The organism is Candidatus Electronema sp. JM (assembly GCF_048287415.1).
Lineage (GTDB): Bacteria > Desulfobacterota > Desulfobulbia > Desulfobulbales > Desulfobulbaceae > Electronema.
In genome coordinates this window covers 1-17822 of sequence record NZ_JBLWEN010000008.1, presented here as the reverse complement: position 1 = coordinate 17822, position 17822 = coordinate 1, and the positions used below count along the sequence as shown (strand labels likewise).

Annotated in this window: 21 protein-coding genes, 1 tRNA gene and 1 pseudogene; 22 read left to right on the top strand and 1 reads right to left on the bottom strand. The window is 54.9% G+C overall.

Going from position 1 to position 17822, the window contains the following annotated elements; genetic code table 11:
* Positions 1 to 228: 228 nt before the first annotated feature.
* From ACNKH6_RS01695 to ACNKH6_RS01615, 17 genes and pseudogenes are all read left to right on the top strand, one after another.
* Positions 229 to 1668 carry an acetyl-CoA carboxylase biotin carboxylase subunit gene (locus ACNKH6_RS01695; RefSeq protein WP_417913814.1) on the top strand — a complete coding sequence of 480 codons (1440 nt, stop codon included), beginning with the start codon at positions 229 to 231 and terminating at the stop codon, positions 1666 to 1668.
* A gap of 57 nt (positions 1669 to 1725) precedes the next feature.
* Positions 1726 to 2181 carry a hypothetical protein gene (locus ACNKH6_RS01690; protein ID WP_417913813.1) on the top strand — a complete coding sequence of 152 codons (456 nt, stop codon included), beginning with the start codon at positions 1726 to 1728 and terminating at the stop codon, positions 2179 to 2181.
* A 78-nt stretch (positions 2182 to 2259) separates the two neighbouring features.
* Positions 2260 to 2535: a hypothetical protein gene (locus ACNKH6_RS01685; protein ID WP_417913812.1), complete on the top strand. Its 276-nt coding sequence runs from the start codon at positions 2260 to 2262 to the stop codon at positions 2533 to 2535.
* Between the two features lie 27 nt (positions 2536 to 2562).
* Positions 2563 to 2685, top strand: coding sequence for a hypothetical protein (locus ACNKH6_RS01680; RefSeq protein ID WP_417913811.1), 123 nt, complete (start codon positions 2563 to 2565; stop codon positions 2683 to 2685).
* Positions 2686 to 2927: 242 nt separating this feature from the next.
* A complete protein-coding gene (locus ACNKH6_RS01675) occupies positions 2928 to 4463 on the top strand; it encodes a tetratricopeptide repeat protein (RefSeq protein ID WP_417913810.1) in 1536 nt (511 codons plus the stop codon).
* A 12-nt stretch (positions 4464 to 4475) separates the two neighbouring features.
* Positions 4476 to 4733, top strand: a pseudogene (locus ACNKH6_RS01670) (tetratricopeptide repeat protein); the annotation flags it as partial.
* Between the two features lie 36 nt (positions 4734 to 4769).
* On the top strand, positions 4770 to 5012 hold the full coding sequence (locus tag ACNKH6_RS01665) for a DUF4160 domain-containing protein (RefSeq protein WP_417913809.1): 243 nt from the start codon (positions 4770 to 4772) through the stop codon (positions 5010 to 5012).
* The gene (locus ACNKH6_RS01660) at positions 4969 to 5250 is read left to right on the top strand and encodes a DUF2442 domain-containing protein (protein WP_417913808.1); all 282 of its coding nucleotides are present in this window, start codon (positions 4969 to 4971) and stop codon (positions 5248 to 5250) included. Before ACNKH6_RS01665 ends, ACNKH6_RS01660 begins: the two co-directional genes overlap by 44 nt.
* 73 nt (positions 5251 to 5323) lie before the next feature.
* Positions 5324 to 5632: a hypothetical protein gene (locus ACNKH6_RS01655; protein ID WP_417913807.1), complete on the top strand. Its 309-nt coding sequence runs from the start codon at positions 5324 to 5326 to the stop codon at positions 5630 to 5632.
* Positions 5629 to 6009 carry a toxin-antitoxin system TumE family protein gene (locus tag ACNKH6_RS01650; protein ID WP_417913806.1) on the top strand — a complete coding sequence of 127 codons (381 nt, stop codon included), beginning with the start codon at positions 5629 to 5631 and terminating at the stop codon, positions 6007 to 6009. The genes ACNKH6_RS01655 and ACNKH6_RS01650 overlap by 4 nt, the downstream gene beginning before the upstream one ends.
* Before the next feature lie 130 nt (positions 6010 to 6139).
* The gene (locus tag ACNKH6_RS01645; protein ID WP_417913805.1) at positions 6140 to 8044 is read left to right on the top strand and encodes a biotin/lipoyl-containing protein; all 1905 of its coding nucleotides are present in this window, start codon (positions 6140 to 6142) and stop codon (positions 8042 to 8044) included.
* 90 nt (positions 8045 to 8134) lie between these two features.
* Positions 8135 to 9052, top strand: coding sequence for a GTPase Era (era, locus tag ACNKH6_RS01640; RefSeq protein WP_417913804.1), 918 nt, complete (start codon positions 8135 to 8137; stop codon positions 9050 to 9052).
* A gap of 35 nt (positions 9053 to 9087) precedes the next feature.
* A complete protein-coding gene (locus ACNKH6_RS01635; RefSeq protein WP_417913803.1) occupies positions 9088 to 10854 on the top strand; it encodes an ATP-binding protein in 1767 nt (588 codons plus the stop codon).
* 40 nt (positions 10855 to 10894) lie between these two features.
* Entirely contained in the window at positions 10895 to 11662 is a 768-nt protein-coding gene (locus ACNKH6_RS01630) for an ABC transporter ATP-binding protein (protein WP_417913802.1), read from the top strand.
* Positions 11662 to 12375 carry an ABC transporter ATP-binding protein gene (locus ACNKH6_RS01625; RefSeq protein WP_417913801.1) on the top strand — a complete coding sequence of 238 codons (714 nt, stop codon included), beginning with the start codon at positions 11662 to 11664 and terminating at the stop codon, positions 12373 to 12375. The genes ACNKH6_RS01630 and ACNKH6_RS01625 overlap by 1 nt, the downstream gene beginning before the upstream one ends.
* Before the next feature lie 42 nt (positions 12376 to 12417).
* Positions 12418 to 13401 carry a zinc dependent phospholipase C family protein gene (locus tag ACNKH6_RS01620; RefSeq protein ID WP_417913800.1) on the top strand — a complete coding sequence of 328 codons (984 nt, stop codon included), beginning with the start codon at positions 12418 to 12420 and terminating at the stop codon, positions 13399 to 13401.
* A gap of 3 nt (positions 13402 to 13404) precedes the next feature.
* Entirely contained in the window at positions 13405 to 13857 is a 453-nt protein-coding gene (locus ACNKH6_RS01615) for a hypothetical protein (protein WP_417913799.1), read from the top strand.
* Positions 13858 to 13888: 31 nt separating this feature from the next.
* Here the strand turns inward: ACNKH6_RS01615 and ACNKH6_RS01610 are convergent.
* A tRNA-Ser gene (locus ACNKH6_RS01610) sits at positions 13889 to 13978 on the bottom strand.
* A gap of 147 nt (positions 13979 to 14125) precedes the next feature.
* Between ACNKH6_RS01610 and ACNKH6_RS01605 the strand changes: the two genes are divergently transcribed.
* From ACNKH6_RS01605 to ACNKH6_RS01585, 5 genes are all read left to right on the top strand, one after another.
* Entirely contained in the window at positions 14126 to 14614 is a 489-nt protein-coding gene (locus ACNKH6_RS01605) for an LEA type 2 family protein (RefSeq protein WP_417913798.1), read from the top strand.
* A 3-nt stretch (positions 14615 to 14617) separates the two neighbouring features.
* On the top strand, positions 14618 to 15190 hold the full coding sequence (amrA, locus tag ACNKH6_RS01600) for an AmmeMemoRadiSam system protein A (RefSeq protein WP_417913797.1): 573 nt from the start codon (positions 14618 to 14620) through the stop codon (positions 15188 to 15190).
* Complete coding sequence (locus tag ACNKH6_RS01595) at positions 15187 to 15792, top strand: hypothetical protein (RefSeq protein ID WP_417913796.1); 606 nt, start codon at positions 15187 to 15189, stop codon at positions 15790 to 15792. Before amrA ends, ACNKH6_RS01595 begins: the two co-directional genes overlap by 4 nt.
* Before the next feature lie 16 nt (positions 15793 to 15808).
* Positions 15809 to 16780 carry a biotin synthase BioB gene (gene bioB, locus ACNKH6_RS01590; protein ID WP_417913795.1) on the top strand — a complete coding sequence of 324 codons (972 nt, stop codon included), beginning with the start codon at positions 15809 to 15811 and terminating at the stop codon, positions 16778 to 16780.
* 155 nt (positions 16781 to 16935) lie between these two features.
* A complete protein-coding gene (locus ACNKH6_RS01585; protein WP_417913794.1) occupies positions 16936 to 17592 on the top strand; it encodes a DedA family protein in 657 nt (218 codons plus the stop codon).
* Positions 17593 to 17822 lie beyond the last annotated feature (230 nt).

Genomic DNA, 17822 nt, shown 5'->3' with positions numbered 1-17822 from the left:
CCTTGCCCAAAAGCAGCGGCGGCCAATAGCCTGACCAGCCTGCCGCTCCGCATTTTCTCAATTCTCTCAGCACACCGCCCCCCAGACCTTTCCCTTGCGCACCGCCGCGCTTTCTGGTATCTTAGCGGGATTTCGCCCTAATCCCGCAGGGGCAGAGGGCTGGAACCCGGTCCGCCGCATGTTGACCGGCTGCAAGAAATAACTCCAACTATCAGAAAGGCGGAACCATTGAAGACTAAAATACTCGTTGCCAACCGGGGTGAGATCGCCATCCGCATCATCCGGGCCATTCAAGAGCTGAACTACGAAGCGGTCGCCATCTACGAAACGCCGGACCGGGATTCCATGCACATCCGCAGCGCCGACGAGGCGGTGTGGATTGGCGACGGCCCGCGCTGCGACTATCTCAATATTGACAAGGTGATCAACGCCGCGCTGAAGAGCGGGGCTGTGGCCATCCATCCCGGCTACGGCTTTCTGGCGGAGAACGCCGCCTTCGCCAAGGCCTGCGAAGAGGCTGGCATCATCTTCATCGGCCCACCCTCGGACGTGATTGACAACCTCGGCAACAAGGTCACGGCCCGCAGGATCATGGCTGAGGCAGGCATTCCGATGGTGCCGGGCACGCAGAATCTGAAGGCCGGAGAGGAAGGCTTGCAGGAGGCAATGGATTTCGGCAGGAAATACGGCTATCCGATCATGCTCAAGGCCACCGCAGGCGGCGGCGGGCGCGGCATCCGCAAGATTGAGCAGGAGAAAGACCTGAAGGATCAGTATGCGATGGCCCGCGCCGAAGCCAAGGCGGCGTTCGGCGACGACTCGGTCTATTTAGAGAAGGCCGTGGTCAAGCCCAAGCACATCGAGGTGCAGATCATCGCCGACAAGAGCGGCAACACCATCCACCTTGGCACCCGCGACTGCTCCATCCAGCGGCGCAATCAGAAGCTGATCGAAATCGCCCCGGCCTTCCAGCTCACCAAGGAGCAGCAGAACGAGATCAGCATGACTGCGGTGAAGGCCGCCAAGGCCGCAGGCTATTTCAACGCGGGCACGGTCGAATTCCTCTTCGATAACGGCAAGTTCTACTTCATGGAGATCAACACTCGCCTGCAAGTCGAGCACACGGTTTCGGAGATGATCACCGGCATAGATATCGTCCGCACCCAGATCAAGCTGGCGATGGGCAAAGACCTGCTCATCAAGCAGGAGGACGTGCATCTGCGCGGCCATGCGGTGGAAATGCGCATCAACGCCGAAGATCCGAAAAACAATTTCATGCCCGAAGGCGGCAAGACCGTGCGCGTCTATCGCTCGCCAGGCGGCTACGGCGTGCGCCTGGACGGCTTCTGCTATCAGGGCTTCACCATTCCGCAGGTCTATGACTCGCTGCTGGTCAAGCTGACCGTGTTCGGCTGGTCGTGGAACGAGACCGTTGACCGCCTGCGCCGCAGCCTGAACAACTTCGTCGTCATCGGGCCGAAGACCACCATTCCCTTCTATCTCAACCTGATCAAAGACCCGGACTTCAAGGAAGGCTGGTTTGATACCTCCTTCTTGGAGACGCACGACTACCTCTTCAAGTACGAGGAAGAAACCAGCGAGGTCAACAAGCTGGCCCGCCTGATCGCCGAGATTCACTGCAAGGGCGGCAACGCCTATGCGGCGTGATAGCTGTCTGATTGGATTGTATGGGTGCGGCCTGCCGTGCCCATATTGCTGCCCGCAATGAATCTGCACAATCCTTTTGCCTTGGCCGGAATCGCCTTCCTGCTTGCGGCGGTGTTCTGGTTTCTCCTGAGCAAAAGCCGGAAAAGCAGCAAGGCAGCATCAGGGCGTTTGGACGCAACGCAGGTGATTTACCTTCTCAGCCTGCTGGCCATGCTTGCCCTTGCCGTGCTGACGTGGAACGACCGCGCTATTTCAATGTCGCTGCTCGGCAGTCTGCTGGGAAGCGTCGCCACTGGCGCATCAATTTTGAAGCCTGCAAAGGAAGACACAGCTGAACTGCGCACAATTGGCGACCAAAGCCCCTCAGTCCGCAGCGGCGGCAAGGTGACAATTAGTTATGGCGGCGCAGTGTCCGGCAGGAAAAAAGCAGGTGCGGGGCAGGCAGTCACGCAGGGCGGACAAAGCCCAGCTGTTGAGGCGAAGAAAGATGTGGAAATCACGTATGAGAAATAAGGCGGCGAGTGTGAGAAGATAAGCGCAGGATTTTTTCCGGCAGACAGTTCTTTGGAACAAGCGCAAGAGGAACATGATATGACAAAAGTGATTTCGCAGCACAGCGATCTTTGGACATTGCGGAAAATACAATCCCTTGTTGGCATGGAGACGGTCTTGCTCAAGAAGCAGATTGAGACTGTGCAAGCAAGAGTATGCTTCTTTGAAGAGCGGCATGGCAAATTCAGCGAGCAAGGACTGCACGGGCAAGTGGATGACATGGAGCTTGTTGAATGGGAAGGTGAGATGGCGACGCTGGAGCGGCTGCAAAAGAAACTCACCCGCCTTGAAGATGTGAATTTTGAATATGAATGATTATTTGTCCAAAATTGAACGAGGCATTTGAATTCATTTCCGCATCATAAGCATACTGAAGACAGCAGGATAGTTGATTCGCACGCAGTCAGTCTTGAGGAAGTTCTTGCCGAAATTTTGCAACATATCCTGAGCAGCTGGGAGCACTGAGGCGGGAAGCATGACAAGGCAGTCTCGGCCTATGAGAAAGTGTATTTTTTATATCTGCTCATAGTCCGCGCCTATTTTTTAATAGGAAAAATGGATGAGGAAATAGACGCGGCCTGTTTGCTCATCTGTTTTTTGGATGAGAAGGTATAAAAATACACTTTCTGGCAGACAGAAGAGGTTTGGCGGCTGTAGGGGCGAAAAATTTTTCGCCCCTACAGAACCTTGCAGCAGGAGCGGACATCATGCAGACTTCTTGGGGCGATCAGTCGCCGGTGATTGAGGCTGGCGGCAATGTTTCCGTGACTTACGGCTTGGACGAGGAGCGCGTCAAGGCCATCCTGATGGAGCAGCTTTTCAGAAAGCTGCGCGATTCCAGCTTTGCGGCGGATGAGCGGGAACGCCGCCTGCTGGAGCAGCAGTTGCAGGCGGTCTCGGCGAAACTTGCTGACATTGAGGGGAGCTACGAGGAGGAGCTGGCGCGGCGCAAGGCGGCGGACGCGGTGCTCGAACAACTGCAAGGCCAGCTTCCCGAAACCCAGATTGAAAAGGCGCAGGCCAGTCTGCGGCAGGGCGACACAGCGGCGGCCCGGCAGGTTTTCCATGCGGTGGCTGAGAAAGCTGGCGCGGCGGTCGCGCTGGCGGCGTATCAGCTTGGGCAGATGGCCGAGGGCGATTTGGAATATGCCGAGGCACTGCGGCAATATAAAAAGGCAGTTGTGCTGGAGGAGGACAACCCTGAGTATTTGCTTGCCGCCGGGAAAATGGCCATCGATATGGCTGAGTACAAGCAGGCTCAGGAATGGCTGGAGCATCTGTTGGATATTAGAGAAACAAGGAATGAAGATGTTGATCTTGGTAAGATTTTAAATCTATTAGCGGCAATTTATATCCACAGGGATGATTATCGGAAAGCCGAAAAATTTTATTTGCAATCTTTAGAAATCGGTAAAAAAATATTAGGAGAAGAGCATCCTAATATTGCTACAGCTATGAACAATATAGCTTTGTTGTATACAGAACAGGGAAAATATACCGAAGCGGAAATTCTGTACAAACGTGCAATTGATATTGATGAAAAAAAGTTAGGTGCAGACCATCCATCTCTTGCAGCATCTTTGAGCAATCTTGCCGAGTTATATAGGAAGCAGGGTAAATACATGGAGGCTGAACCGCTATACAAACGTGCTATTGGTATCGATGAAAGAACAAAGGGTAAAGACCATCCTAATTTTACTGCCAGTATAAACAGCTTGGCTGAATTTTATCGTGAGCAGGGCCGTTATGATGAAGCTGAACCTTTGTATAAACATTCTCTAACGATTAGAGCGAAAATTTTTGGCAAAGAACATCCTTGTGTTGTTACTATTATGAATAATATAGCCTTGCTATATAAAGAGCGAGGGGAATATGTGGAGGCAGAAAAACTGCATAAAAACGCTTTGGCTATATATCAAAAAATAAACGAAGGAGAAAATTCAGAAACTGCCATAATGATAAATAATATAGCTGTGATTTATTCTTATCAGATGAGATATACAGAAGCTGAACAGCTCTACAAGCGTTCTTTGGCAATCAGGAGAAAAGTTTTCGGCAATGAACATTCTGATGTTGCTGAAAGCCTGAGCAACTTAGCTACTCTCTGTAAAGAACAGGGTGAATACCACAAGTCAGAGCTATTTTATAAATATTCTTTATCGATGAGAGAAAGAATATTCGGCAATGAGCATCCCTCGGTTGCGATGACATTGGATAATCTTGCAGGACTGTACGGAAAATAGCACCGTTACAAGAAGGCAGAGTTGCTCTCTAAGCGAGCTTTTGAAATCAGAAAAAAGATACTGAATGACGATCACCCTGCCATCGCTATAAATTTAAACAATATCGCTTTTTTTTGTCAAAGGCAGGGCAAGTATTCGCAAGTCGAGTCTATGTATAGACGTGCCACATTTATCCTGAAGAAAAAATTTCCTGCTGGACATCCGAATATTGATATTATCAAAGAAAATTACGACGAGCTGAAACAGAAGATGGCGGAGCAATCAAAATGACTTTCTTCCTTTTCCCTTCTTGGCAACGATGACAAGATGAGTCCATCCGTCTTCAAAGAGAAAGGATACCGCTTTTATTTCTTGTCAAACGAGGAGGAGCGCATCCATGTTCACGTTACCTGTGAAGACGGAGAGGCGAAATTCTGGCTTGAACCTGCTGTCGCATTGGCTGACAGCCATAATCTCAACCAAAAGAAGCTGCGTGAAATCAGAAAAATCGTTGAGGAGCACAAAGATGAAATCATCAGCCACTGGCGGAAACATTTCAGCGGCCGTTAAAAGCATCAGCTCATCAGGATTTTCCCTTCTCGTCAAAGGAAAGGAATATTTTCTGAGCTGCAATGACTATCCCTGCTTCAAAAATCAGCCAGAGCAGGCAATCCAGACAGTTGAGCTGCTGCACGGCTATCATTTGCACTGGCCGGAATTGGATGTGGATTTGGAAATTGACAACCTTGAGCATCCAGAAAAATATCCGCTGAAGTGGCAGAATCAAGAATTTCTGCCAGCAAATTGAACGAACAGCGGCGGCGAGCTGAAACAGGAGATGGCGGAACAGCAGCAAGCCGCCGCCGCTCACGAGGAAAACCATGTTTAATCTGCAATTGCATATCAGTCCGCAAACTGAGCAGCGGCTGCGGGCTATCTTGGCCAGCGCACAGGACGAAGAAGCCTTTGCCCAGAACATCATCGCCTATCAAATTGCCGAATTGCAAAAAGGTCTGATGAACATCCGTCTTGATTTGAAGGAGCTTGAGTCGAAATACAATACATCCAGCGAGGAGTTTTATCAGCAGTACACACAGGGCAAAAGCGATGACAGCGAAGACGCGATGCTGTGGGCCGGGCTGTATGAAATGATGCGCGACAACGAAAGCAGGTTGCGGGAGCTGGCATGATCGCCGCTTATTTTGCTGAGATTGAGCAGACGATTCAGTCTTTCCAGAATATTCTGCGCTCAGTCCTGACAAAAAAGCAATACAATGCGCGGCAAGGCTGCATCAGCGGCTCTATCTCCTTTGACAACGACTGCCGTCTTGAATTCATGGAACTCAAAGACTGCAACCGGGCGGCAAAAGTGAAATACCGCTATCAGTACATGGATGAGCAAAACGCCTGCCTCTTTCGTTATGATAATGCGCCGCATCATCTAGGACTTGCCACTTTCCCGCACCATAAGCACAAGGGCGAAGAAATCGCGCCAAGCCTTGAACCAACCTTGTTTGACGTGCTGCTGGAAATTGCCTCATGCAACCGTCAAGACACTGCATATTGAATAGTTTCAGAGGCGCGATGCGCTGCGCCTCTGCATTGCTGAACCCTAATAAAGAAAGACAAACTCGCCAGCGGCCACCCGAACAGCGGCACTGGGGCGCATGAATCACCCACCATTACGGACACAGGTCATGACACGAATCACCCAAGACATGGACACCGCCTCGGTGCTGGCCGCCCTGCGCGCCGCCGACGGCTACTACATCACGAACACGGCGCGGGACATGTCCCAGTCGGACTACAAGAACCGCATCCTGCTCCACACCGACCTGATGGCGGCTCCGGCGCGGGAGGCCGCTGGCTATTTCTCGCTGGAGATCACCGGCGGGGCCTCGGTGCATGTGGACATCCTGCGCAAGCAGGTGGATCCCTTCCTCAAGCTGGCCCTGCTGCGCGAGGCCATGCCCAAGACCATGTTCCAAACCCTCTGCCGGGGCGTGAACCTCTTCGGCTACCGGCCTTATCCGCAGAACGTGATCCGCTTCACCGTGCGGGAGTTCGCCAAGTACGTGGATGTCTGGCGCACTTTCGACTTCCTCAACCATGTGCCGAACATGCAGGCCGTGCTGGAGGAAGTTGGCAAGGCGGGCAAGATCAACGAGCCGTGCATCTGCTTTTCCACTGGGCCGGAGCACACCGATGCCTACTATGTGGCCAAGGTGAAGGAGATTCTTGCTGTCACGGGCGAGGACATCACCCTCTGCATCAAGAACCACGGCGGCTTGGGCACGCCGCGCCGCATCGGCGAGCTGGTCAACGCGATCAAGCAGGCGTACCCTGACTTGATCATTCATTATCACGGCCACAACACCGACGGCAACGACGTGGGCCGCATCACTGAGGCCGTGCTCAACGGGGCGAAGATCGTGGACGCATCCGACCACGCCTTTACCGGCTATTATGGCCCGCCTGCCGTACTGACCGTCATTCAGACTCTGAAAGATCACGGCAAGAAAGCAGTCGGCATTGATGAGGCGGCGGTGATTGCCACTTCAGATGCCATCCGCGACCAGCGTCCGCACTATGCCCAGTTTGAATCGCAGATCAAGGGCTTCCAGCCGACCGTGCAGATTCACAAGCTGCCCGGCGGAGCGATGGGTTCCAGCTTGGAGCAGGCCGCGAAAGGCGGCTTCTTAGACAAGATGCCGGACATCCTGCATAAGGAGCTGCCCAAGGTGCAGGAGGAGCTGGGCAACTTCTGGAGCGTCACGCCCGGCTCGCAGATACTGTGGACGACGGCGGTGTCCAACGTCCAGCATGGCCGCTACGAGTCGCCGTCCGGCGACCTGAAGAACCTGCTGCTGGGCAAATACGGCCCCTTCCCCTTCTATCAGCCTGCGGACTGGATTTATGAGAAGGTCTTTGGCGAGGACTGGCGCAAGGTGCTGGCCGAGCAGGGCGGAGCAGAGGCTATTTCCGACATGGACATCGAGCAGGAGCGGAAGACGCTGGCCGAGCGGCTGGGCTATGAGCCGACCGAGCAGCAGTTGGTCATCTACCTCCAGCACCCGAACGACGCGGTCAACTTCTACAAGTTCGAGGCCCAATTCGGCAAGGCTTATGTGCTGCCGCCGTCCATCTTCCTGCGCCAGGGCGGCTTCCCGCTTGGCCAGACCCTGAGCTTCCGCGACCATTTCGGCAAGGAGCATCTGCTGGAGGTTGGGCCGGTGCAGAAGTCAGCCGACGGTCAGACCAACGTTTATCTGAACGTGGATCACCACGAGCGGGTTTATGTTTTCGAGCCGGAAAAGCCTGCGGGTGCGGCTCCAGCAGCAGCCAAGCTCTCGAAAGAGGAGATTGCCGAGCTGGCCAAGGCGGGCGACTATCGCGCTCCCTTTGCCGCCAATGTCAGCGCAATCAGCGTCAAGCAGGGACAGGAAGTGGCCGCAGGCGATCAGCTTGTTGTCCTTGAGGCGATGAAGATGCAGACACCTATCGTTGCGGAAGCGGCAGGCGTGGTGGCGGCCATCAGCGTCAAGGTCGGGCAGAGCTTGCAGCCGGGGGATAAGCTGGTGAAGGTGGATGTGAAGGAGTAATCCTGCCTGAGAACCGCCCAAGGACAAATTGTCCTTGGGCGATTGCCCCACTTCGTCGTTCCCACCCCAAAATTTGGATGCAAGCCCTTTATGATTACAAGCCAACCGCAAGTCCACCGTTCCGGCGTGGTCGCTGTCATCGGCCCGCCGAACGCAGGCAAATCCACCCTGCTCAACCGCTATCTGCAGCAGAAAATCGCCATTGTCACGCCATTGCCGCAGACCACCCGCAACCGGATTCAGGGCATAGTCACTGGCCCGGATTATCAGATGATCCTGTTAGATACACCGGGCCTGCATCAGGCGAGGGAGCGGATCAACAAGGAGATGGTGCGGATTGCGCTGGAGGCTCTGGCCGAGGCGGATTTGGCCTTGTTCTTGGCTGATGCCGCTGATGATGCCCGCAAGCGGGAACGGCAGAAGGAGGACTGGCTTGGCTGGCTGGAGCAGATTCGCTGCCCTGCTGTCCTTGCCCTGAATAAAATTGATCTGATCAGCAAGGACGAGGTGCTGTCCCTGCTGGATTGGCATTGCTCGCTGCATCCCTTTGCGGCGGCAGTGCCGGTTTCCGCCCTTAACGGCCAAGGCACGGACGCGCTTCTGCACGAATTAGTCAGCCGTCTGCCGGAAGGGCCGCAGTATTATCCTGATGATATTCCTACTGATGCGACGGAACGCTTCATTGCCGCCGAGCTGATTCGGGAAAAAATTTTTCTCCGCACCAAGCAGGAAGTTCCGTATTCGACCGCTGTCCTGATAGAATCCTTCAAGGAGGATGAGCTGACGGGCCGGGTGGAGATTCATGCCGCCATTCTTGTTGAGCGCGACTCGCAGAAAGGCATCATCATCGGCAGCAACGGCACTATGCTGGGGGAAATCCGCAAGGCCGCCGTCAAGGAAATTGAAAAGCTGCTGGCCTGTAAGGTGCAGCTGCGGCTGTTTGTCAAAGTGCGGAAAAACTGGACGGAAAATGAGCAAATACTGCGGGAGCTTGGGCTGCGGCGGTAGGTGGCGTTATATAATAAAACCAGTCGGTTTAAGCAATGATAGAAATTTACGGCGTGGACACAGAGGGCATTGAAGGTGTGCTGATCCGTTTCAGTGCGGCGTTAGAAGCAACTGCAAGCGGCATGGGCATTCTTGGCTTGGCGCAAAGAGTTGTCATGGAGGGCTGCGAGCGAGCTGTCAACGCGATTAAAACAGTTGATGGTGATTGGGATATGTCCAATTTTAGAATCACCATGCAGCTCAGTCCATCAGAAACGCCGAAGCATTCCGCCGGTCTTGATCTGCCGATTGCAATTACGCTCTTGACCGGAAGCCTGCTCATGGACGAGGAAAAGATTGATGAGTGTATAGAAGAGCTTAATCAAAAAGCTATCAAGAAGAATGCAAAGAATAATCCGAATGTCCTGCTGCGGCAAATTGATCATATTTCTGACCACAAAAGCAAAATTGAAAAATATCGCAAAAAGATAGCAGAAGATACGAATAAATATTGCCTGATCGGCACCCTTGATATCGCGAGCGGTGCTATCGAGCCACCGCGTTATGGCATTTTTGGAATGCTGTCTTCAATCGGCAAGGATTATAAAGTAATAGTTCCAGAGCAGTCGGAAATTCATGCTGCTCTGGTTGCGAATGCGCGAGGATTCACCGCCTATAAGGCAAGCAATATTAATGAGGTATGGAAAGTGCTTCTCGGCGAAGCGCGGCCCAGAGCAGTGAATTATAATGCCGCGAAAACGAAAATCGTACGAAAAGAAGTAGTCAGTTATGTTCCTGATCTTCAGGCAATTAACGGTGCGGCACGGGCAAAAGAAGCGATGAGCATTGCTGTAGCCGGAGGGCATAATATTCTGCTGGTCGGGCCTCCTGGTCAAGGGAAAAGTATGCTTTCTTCGGCAGCCACTAAGATGCTGCCTGATCTCACCAGCGGTGAAGTCTTTGAGATTAATAAAATCTATAGCGCAAAAGGATTGTTGTCGGAAAACGAGGTGATTACATCTCGGCCCTATATCGAAGTCAGTCACGCCACAACGGAAGCGGCTTTGTTCGGCGGCGGCGTTCCTCCTATGCCTGGCGAGATATCCTTGGCACACAGAGGAGTATTGTTGCTTGATGAAATCAATCTCTTTAAGAAAGACATCATCGAAAATTTGAGAACCCCTCTGGAGCAGCGAAAATCAATTATTCAGCGGGTTGCGGGCAGAGTTGAATATCCTTGCAGCTTTATTATGATTGCAACAATGAATCCGTGTAAATGTGGCTGGCTTAACCACTATCAATGCCAGAAATGTGGAGTGATACTTATAAACAAAAAAGTGTGTGAAAAATGCGGAGCTAATCTAACTCACAAGTGTAAATGCAATAAAATTGAATTAAAATCGTACAAAGACAAATTAAGTAATCCCATGAAGGATCGGATAGACCTGAAAGTTCTTTTATCCTCGCACGACAGCCGTCCTCAGAATAAATTTGATTTTTCAACAAGTACAATACAAAAACGGATTGCGGCGGCCAGAGCGATTCAGGCCAAGAGATACCAAGATGCAAAAAATATCTATTGCAATGCAGACGTAAAGGACGAGCATCAATACCAGCAATATGACATTTTGGATGCAGGCGTAAAAAGCTACCTGAACACTATCAGCAGGAAACTGGATATCACACCTCGGCAAAAAATGCGGCTTCAGCTTATTTCCAGAACCGTCGCTGACTTCCTGCAATCAGAAAAAGTTAGAGAAGAGGATGTGCGCAAGGCAATTTTCCTGATGGGATTAGATAATGAATATTGCAGGCAGCTTTAGTTGTTTTCATGTTCAACATCAGCTCGGCTGAGAGGTTTTGATGCTCCTTGAAGTCCACAATATGAGCCACTGTTTCGGCGGGCTGCGGGCAGTGAACGGCTTCAGCCTTGCGCTGGACGCGGGCCAGATTCACGGACTGATCGGCCCGAACGGCGCAGGCAAGACCACGGTCTTCAACCTGATCACCGGGGTGCATGTGCCGGATGAAGGCGCGGTGCTGCTCGAAGGCCGCAACCTTCGCGGCTTGGAGACGCACCGCATTGCCGCGTTGGGCATCAGCCGCACCTTCCAAAACCTCCGTCTCTGGCGGCACTTGAGTGTGCTTGATCACATCCGCATGGCCCACTACAGCCAGCTCCGCTACGGCATCTTCGGTGCGCTCTTCGGCACACCGGCCTGCCGCCGTCAGGAAAAGGAAATCACCGCGCATTGCCACCGCCTCTTGGAGACCTTTGATATAAGCCGCTTTGCCGAGCAGCTCGTCGGCAGCCTGCCCTATGGCGCACAACGTCGGGTGGAGATGGCGCGGGCCATGGCTGCCCGCCCGAAAGTCCTCTTCCTCGACGAACCCACTGCGGGCATGACCCCGGACGAATTAGTGCAGATGATCGGGATCATCCGCCAAGTGCATTGGGAATTCGGCGTGGCCATCCTCCTGATTGAGCACCGCATGAAATTCGTGATGGAGCTGTGCGACAGCGTGCAGGTGCTGGTCTTCGGCGAAGTGATCGCGCAAGGCCCGCCAACCGCAATCCAGAACAATCCCAAGGTGATTGAAGCCTATCTCGGCAAGGAGGATATCCACTGATGCAGCTTGTGGCGGAGAATCTTTCGGTTTCCTATGGCGCTATTCGCGCCTTGCACGGCATCAGCTTTCGGGTGGATCAGGGCGAGATTGTCACCATTATCGGCGCGAACGGCGCGGGCAAGAGCACGGCATTGCGGGCCATTTCCCGCATGATTCCAGCGGAAGCGGGTTCGCGGCTGGAATTCATGGGCGAGAACCTGCTCACCTACAAGGCGGACAAGGTGGTGTCGCGGCTGGGCATCTCGCATGTGCCGGAAGGCCGCATGATCTTTGGCAATCTCACCGTGGCGGAGAATCTCGCGCTTGCGGCCTTTGCCCGCAAGGACACGGCGGCGGTGGAGCACGACAAGCGGTGGGTCTTTGGCCTCTTTCCCCGTTTGGAGGAGCGCAAGCACCAGCTTGCCGGCACCATGAGCGGCGGCGAGCAGCAAATGCTGGCTGTGGGGCGAGCCTACATCAGCGGTCGGAAAATTATGCTCCTTGATGAGCCGTCCATGGGCCTGGCCCCGCTGCTGATGCTCGACATGTTCAATGCCCTCAAGGCGATCAACCGCAGCGGCACCACTATTCTCTTGGTTGAGCAAAACGCCCGCCTCGCCCTCAAGTTTGCCAAGCGCGGCTATGTGCTGGAGAACGGCAGGCTCGTTTTGGAAGGCCAGGCCGCTGATCTGCTCAACGACCCGGCGGTGAAGCGGGCGTATCTGGGAGCGTGAGGGAGAGAAGCTGTTCAACTACATGCCAAAAAAGGAGGAGCAATGGCTGGAGGATACACACACATCACCTTGGCGCAGCTCGCGGCAGAGGAAATCCGCCGCAGGCCGGAGCTGCTGCACGAGGAGCATCGGCTGGCCCTGAGCCGCTGGCAGAAATTTTTGATCATCGGCGCAATGGGGCCGGATTATCCCTACTTGGATATCGCCGACAGCTCATCGGAGGCATGGGCGGCGGCCATGCACACGTCGAGCTGTGTCGCGGTGATCCGGGAATGCGTGCGGTTGATTCGTCCTATGTCCGCTCCGCTGCTGCGGCAGAAATGCGCGGCGTGGCTGTTCGGCTTCGCCTCGCACTGTGTGACCGACGGCACCGTGCATCCGATTGTGAATAAGAAGGTCGGGGCATACGAGCAACATAAGACCGAGCACCGCTGCTGCGAGATGTCGCAGGATGTGCTGGTGCATCGCAAGCTGAATCTGGGCGCGATTGATCTGAACGGTCAGCTTTCCCTCAATGTTGTTGAAACCTCGGACGGCAGCAGTCTTCTGCTCGACCGCGACATTGCCGCGATGTGGACAGCGGCCTTGAATGCGGTATATCGCAGCGGCCAGCCAGCGTCTTTTTCTTTATTAGACCGCTTCATCCGCCGTGTCGCCGGAAGCATGTCTGGCAACCAGCTCCTGCCGCCCGACCCGAACGAATGGCACCGGGCCATGCGGCGGAACATCAAACTGGCCGAGAATGGAGGCCGCCTGATGCCCTTTGCCCGTCATGTCGCGGCCAATGCTGGGCTGACTTATCCGGCGGAACCTGACCCGAAGTATGTGCTCAAGCTGGAGCTGCCGATCCAAGGATCCAAAATGGATTTTGAGGAAATATTCAACAAGGTGCTGCTGCATATTGCTAATTTTTGGGGACATCTTTCTCTTGCCCTGCAAGGACAGCCTTCGCCGCTGGACAATATGGACGGCTGGAGTCTGGACGAAGGCCTTGACCGCAATCAACGTTTTGTTTTCTGGAGCTGACAAATGACCCCTGAGCGCAAAAAAATAGTGCGGATTTTGGTGCTGGTGGCTGTGTTTGATCTGCTGCTGACTGCTGTCGGCTTTTTTCTTTGGACTCGCTATTACCGCCAGCCTGGGCTGCCGAACGAGCAGGAGCAGGCCCAGTTAGGTGCCAGACTGGTGAATTTGAGCGCAGCGGCTGAAGGATATTTTTCCACGCTGCCTGCCGCGCCTGACAGCAGCGAGGCGGAGATACTGCGGAAAGCAACGGAACATGATTCAAGCCTGTTGGACAAGCTGAACGGCTACCGGCTGCGGATCGCCTATGCGCAAAAACATGCGCTGCTGCTGCTCTGCACTAAGGATGGCAAACAGGCTCTGCTGGAAGATGCAGGCTGCACGGCCAGTTTGGACCGGCGGGTGCGCGAGGCTGCGCCCTGTGAATTTACACTGAAGGCAGATGAGGTCTGCCGATAAGAAGGCAGAAAGAGAAAAACTGCGGCAAAACTGGCGGAGGGACAGGGATTCGAACCCTGGGCGGGGTTGCCCCCGCAACGGTTTTCGAGACCGTCCCGTTCAGCCGCTCCGGCATCCCTCCGTCCGCTGCTGTTTTACCAGCAAAGAGCCTGCGCGTCAAGCCGGACAAGCGGTTGACAAGCAGCTAAAATACATTTACTGTGCATGGAGTGCGGTCAGCGTGTCTGGCCGCCGCTGTTTTTTGCCGGAACATCTGTCAGCTTTTTCTATGAAAACACTGCTCCGTCCTGCTGTTGTCCTGCTGCTTGCCGTCTGCCTGCTGCCGCTGTTGAACGGCTGCGCCGCGCTGCAGCAGAAAAAGTCCGCTGCGCCGACCTTTTCTCTTGCCGACATGGAAGTGCAAGGCATCAAAGGCTTGGAAACTATTTTCCGCCTGCACATCCGGGTGATCAATCCTGACGAGGCTCCGTTGCAGCTGCGCGGCCTGACCTGCACCCTGAAGGTCAACGGCAAATCTTTCGCCACCGGCATCAGCGACGAGCATGTTGCGGTGCCCGCCTCCGGCACTGCAACTGTGCCGGTGCTGGTTTATGCGGGCATGTTTGAGCTGGTCGGGCCGGTGATTGAGCTGATTCAGAACCATGCCCAGCCGGTCAAATCACTGCAATACGAACTGACTGGCACAGTCCGGGTCGGAGAGCAAGGCGGGGAGCGCATCCCCTTTTCCCTGCAAGGCAGCCTGCCGCCGGAGAAATAAATCATGCTCACCGCAGAGCAGGGCGACGTGCTGCTCCGGCTGGCCCGCCACGTGCTGGAAACCCAGTTCGGCAAGCGTGAGACAGAGCCGGAAGGTCTTGATGACTCAGCCCTGCGCCAGCGCAAAGGGGGTTTCGTCACTCTGATGAAGCAGGGCAAGCTGCGCGGCTGCAGCGGCAGTCTGAAGGCAACCCAGCCGATTGTTGACGAAGTGCGGCAGAATACGGTCAATGCTGCCTTGCACGACCACCGCTTCCCGCCGCTGACAGCGGAAGAGCTGCCGGAGGTGCGGATTGAACTTTCAATCCTGACCACGCCGAAAACCTTGCGCTATGCTGACAGCGATGACCTTGTCCGCACGCTGCGGCCCATGATGGACGGGGTGGTGCTCAAGCTGCCGCACGGCTTGGGCGCGACTTTTCTGCCGCAGGTCTGGCACAAGCTGCCGGAACCGGAAATTTTTCTGGAGCAGCTCTGCCGCAAGGCGGGCTTGTCCGGCAGCGCATGGCGCAGCGGCGAACTGATCGTGCAGACCTATCAAGTGGTGCGCTTTGAGGAGCAGGAGCCGTCGGCATGAAGGAACTGACCCTGCCGCCCGCGCTGGCTGCTGAATTAGCTGAAATTTATGTTGAATTGCAGGCAGAATACGAGCGCGTTGCTGCTGAAATTCCTCTAAGCTGCGCAGGCTGCCCGGACAACTGCTGCGATTCGTGGTTCTTCCACCATACGTACTGCGAATGGGCCTATCTCTGGCAGGGGCTGCGGCGGCTCTCAGGCGAAGAACTGACGCGCTTAGTCAAGCGGGCCGAGGACTACATCCGGCAAAGCCAAGCGCAGTTCGCCGCTGGCAAACGCCCTCAAGTGCTTTGTCCGCTGAACGAGGCTGGTTTGTGCATCCTCTATGAGCACCGGCTGCTGATCTGCCGGATGCACGGCATCCCGGCAATGCTGACCAGACCGGATGGCAAAACGCTGCGCTTTCCCGGCTGCTTCCGCTGCCAAGACATCGTTCATGCTTGTGCCGAGGCAGGTCCGGCGATGGACAGAACCCAGCTCTTCACCCGGCTGGCTGATTTGGAAAACCGCCTGCTCGGCGGCAATCGTCAACGTTATCCCAAAGTGAAAAAGACCATTGCCGAGATGATCGTGCAGGGGCCGCCTGCCGCATCCGTCATTTAATCACCAACTTGCTGTCATGGCCGACCTGCTCCGAGAAACATTCAGTCAGATCACGGAAGGCACCGCCGTGAACCGGGAAACCGCGCTCCGGCTGGCCCGCTATCCTGATCAGCAAAAATTCTGGTCTGCGGCGGACCGGCTCCGCCGCCGCTTCATGGGCGATCATTTTCATCTCTGCGCGATCATCAACGCCCGCAGCGGCGGCTGCACGGAAGACTGCCGCTTCTGCGCCCAGTCCGCCCGCCACCGCACCGACGCGCCAGTGTATGCGATGATTGACGCGGAAGAAGCGATGCGCATTGCCCGCAGCATTGCCGCCAGCGGCGCGGACCGGCTTTCGTTAGTCACCAGCGGCAGGTCGGTGCGCAAAGCCGAGCTGCATCAATTTGCCACGATTTATGAGCAGATTCGGCACGAAACTAAGCTCGACCTCTGCGCCTCCATGGGCCTGCTGGATCAGGAAAATGCTGCATTGCTGACCGCGATGGGAGTCAGCCGCTATCACTGCAATCTGGAGAGCTGCGCGGCGCGTTTCACTGAATTCTGCACCACACATACCTGGCAGGAAAAGGTGGACACCCTGAAAACAGCGGCGGCGGCAGGGATGTCGCTCTGTTCAGGTGGCATCATCGGCATGGGCGAGAGCATGGAAGACCGGATTGATTTGGCCCTTGAGCTGCGCGGACTGGGCATCCGTTCCATTCCGATCAACATACTCACGCCCATCGCCGGGACACCGTTAGACAACCTGACCCCGCTGCCCCTGCCGGAAATTTTGAGCACCATCGCCTTGTTCCGCTTCATCAACCCGGAAGCGGTGCTCCGCATGGCCGGGGGCCGTCAGCAGCTCGGGCAAGATCAGTACCGCTGCTTTGCTGCCGGAGCCAACGGGGCGATAGTCGGCAACTATTTGACCACCGCAGGCAGCCCGGTTGCCGAGGATTTGTCCCGCCTGCGCGAAATGGGCTTTCTGTTTCAGATGCGCTGAACACGAGACCTCTTGCATAAGCAGCAGGGGCAAAAAATTTTTCGCCCCTGCATCAGGCACCCGCTTGATGCGGCCCCTCAACGCAGGGCCGTTACGCAAGAGGTCTTATGATGCGGCAGGCATAAAAAAATCTTCAAGCAAGGAGCAGCACCCTGATGGACATTCTGTTCAAACTCATTGATTTCATCCTGCACATTGACAGCTATCTCGAAGGCATCATCGCCCAGTACGGCGCATGGACGCTGGCTTTGCTCTTCCTGATCGTGTTTATTGAGACAGGTTTGGTGGTGATGCCCTTTCTGCCGGGCGACTCGCTGCTGTTCGCCGCTGGTGCTCTTGCCGCACGGCCCGGCAGTGCGCTTGATCCGTGGCTGCTCTTCGGCCTGCTGTCTGTCGCCGCTGTGCTCGGCGACACAGTCAACTACTGGATCGGCCACCGCATTGGAGCCAAAGCCTATACCGGCGAGGTGAAGTGGATCAAAAAGGAATACATGGAGCGAACCCATGTCTTTTTTGAGAAGCACGGCGGCAGGACGATTTTCCTCGCCCGTTTCGTGCCGATCATCCGCACCTTTGCCCCGTTTGTCGCTGGGGTCAGCCGGATGCCCTACGGTTTCTTCATCCGTTGGAACATCATCGGCGGCATAGCCTGGGTGGCAGTGTTTACCGCACTGGGCTGGTTTTTCGGCAACATCCCCTTTGTCCAGAAACACTTCGAGCTGGTGATTCTGGTCATCATCGTCATCTCGTTCATTCCAGTGGTGATTGAGGCGGTCAAAGCAAGGCGGGAGATGCGCAAAGCTCAGGCTTGAAAATCGGATAGTGGCTAAATAGCAAGTGATGAGTTAGTATAGAAAGATGATACAAGAAATCATCACCCACCGATGCCGCTGCTATGGACTGCCATCTGCCGCAGGACACGTCAAGTTGCGGCTTTTTTTCTTGGTGACCGGAGCGAAGTGTCATGCAGGATGCTCTGGGAACGCATTCCGGCTTCATATAAAACATGCCGGACTTTCAGTGGCTTTTGGAGCGCATATTG

Excerpts from the sequence above, each read along its gene's own strand:
- ACNKH6_RS01685 (WP_417913812.1), top strand. The coding sequence starts at position 2,260 with ATGACAAAAGTGATTTCGCAGCACAGCGATCTTTGGACATTGCGGAAA.
- ACNKH6_RS01620 (WP_417913800.1), top strand. The coding sequence starts at position 12,418 with ATGGCTGGAGGATACACACACATCACCTTGGCGCAGCTCGCGGCAGAG.
- ACNKH6_RS01645 (WP_417913805.1), top strand. The coding sequence starts at position 6,140 with ATGACACGAATCACCCAAGACATGGACACCGCCTCGGTGCTGGCCGCC.
- ACNKH6_RS01605 (WP_417913798.1), top strand. The coding sequence starts at position 14,126 with ATGAAAACACTGCTCCGTCCTGCTGTTGTCCTGCTGCTTGCCGTCTGC.
- bioB (WP_417913795.1), top strand. The coding sequence starts at position 15,809 with ATGGCCGACCTGCTCCGAGAAACATTCAGTCAGATCACGGAAGGCACC.
- ACNKH6_RS01675 (WP_417913810.1), top strand. The coding sequence starts at position 2,928 with ATGCAGACTTCTTGGGGCGATCAGTCGCCGGTGATTGAGGCTGGCGGC.
- ACNKH6_RS01635 (WP_417913803.1), top strand. The coding sequence starts at position 9,088 with ATGATAGAAATTTACGGCGTGGACACAGAGGGCATTGAAGGTGTGCTG.
- ACNKH6_RS01665 (WP_417913809.1), top strand. The coding sequence starts at position 4,770 with ATGAGTCCATCCGTCTTCAAAGAGAAAGGATACCGCTTTTATTTCTTG.
- ACNKH6_RS01625 (WP_417913801.1), top strand. The coding sequence starts at position 11,662 with ATGCAGCTTGTGGCGGAGAATCTTTCGGTTTCCTATGGCGCTATTCGC.
- ACNKH6_RS01690 (WP_417913813.1), top strand. The coding sequence starts at position 1,726 with ATGAATCTGCACAATCCTTTTGCCTTGGCCGGAATCGCCTTCCTGCTT.
- ACNKH6_RS01585 (WP_417913794.1), top strand. The coding sequence starts at position 16,936 with ATGGACATTCTGTTCAAACTCATTGATTTCATCCTGCACATTGACAGC.
- ACNKH6_RS01660 (WP_417913808.1), top strand. The coding sequence starts at position 4,969 with ATGAAATCATCAGCCACTGGCGGAAACATTTCAGCGGCCGTTAAAAGC.
- ACNKH6_RS01615 (WP_417913799.1), top strand. The coding sequence starts at position 13,405 with ATGACCCCTGAGCGCAAAAAAATAGTGCGGATTTTGGTGCTGGTGGCT.
- ACNKH6_RS01630 (WP_417913802.1), top strand. The coding sequence starts at position 10,895 with ATGCTCCTTGAAGTCCACAATATGAGCCACTGTTTCGGCGGGCTGCGG.
- ACNKH6_RS01595 (WP_417913796.1), top strand. The coding sequence starts at position 15,187 with ATGAAGGAACTGACCCTGCCGCCCGCGCTGGCTGCTGAATTAGCTGAA.
- ACNKH6_RS01655 (WP_417913807.1), top strand. The coding sequence starts at position 5,324 with ATGTTTAATCTGCAATTGCATATCAGTCCGCAAACTGAGCAGCGGCTG.
- amrA (WP_417913797.1), top strand. The coding sequence starts at position 14,618 with ATGCTCACCGCAGAGCAGGGCGACGTGCTGCTCCGGCTGGCCCGCCAC.
- ACNKH6_RS01650 (WP_417913806.1), top strand. The coding sequence starts at position 5,629 with ATGATCGCCGCTTATTTTGCTGAGATTGAGCAGACGATTCAGTCTTTC.
- era (WP_417913804.1), top strand. The coding sequence starts at position 8,135 with ATGATTACAAGCCAACCGCAAGTCCACCGTTCCGGCGTGGTCGCTGTC.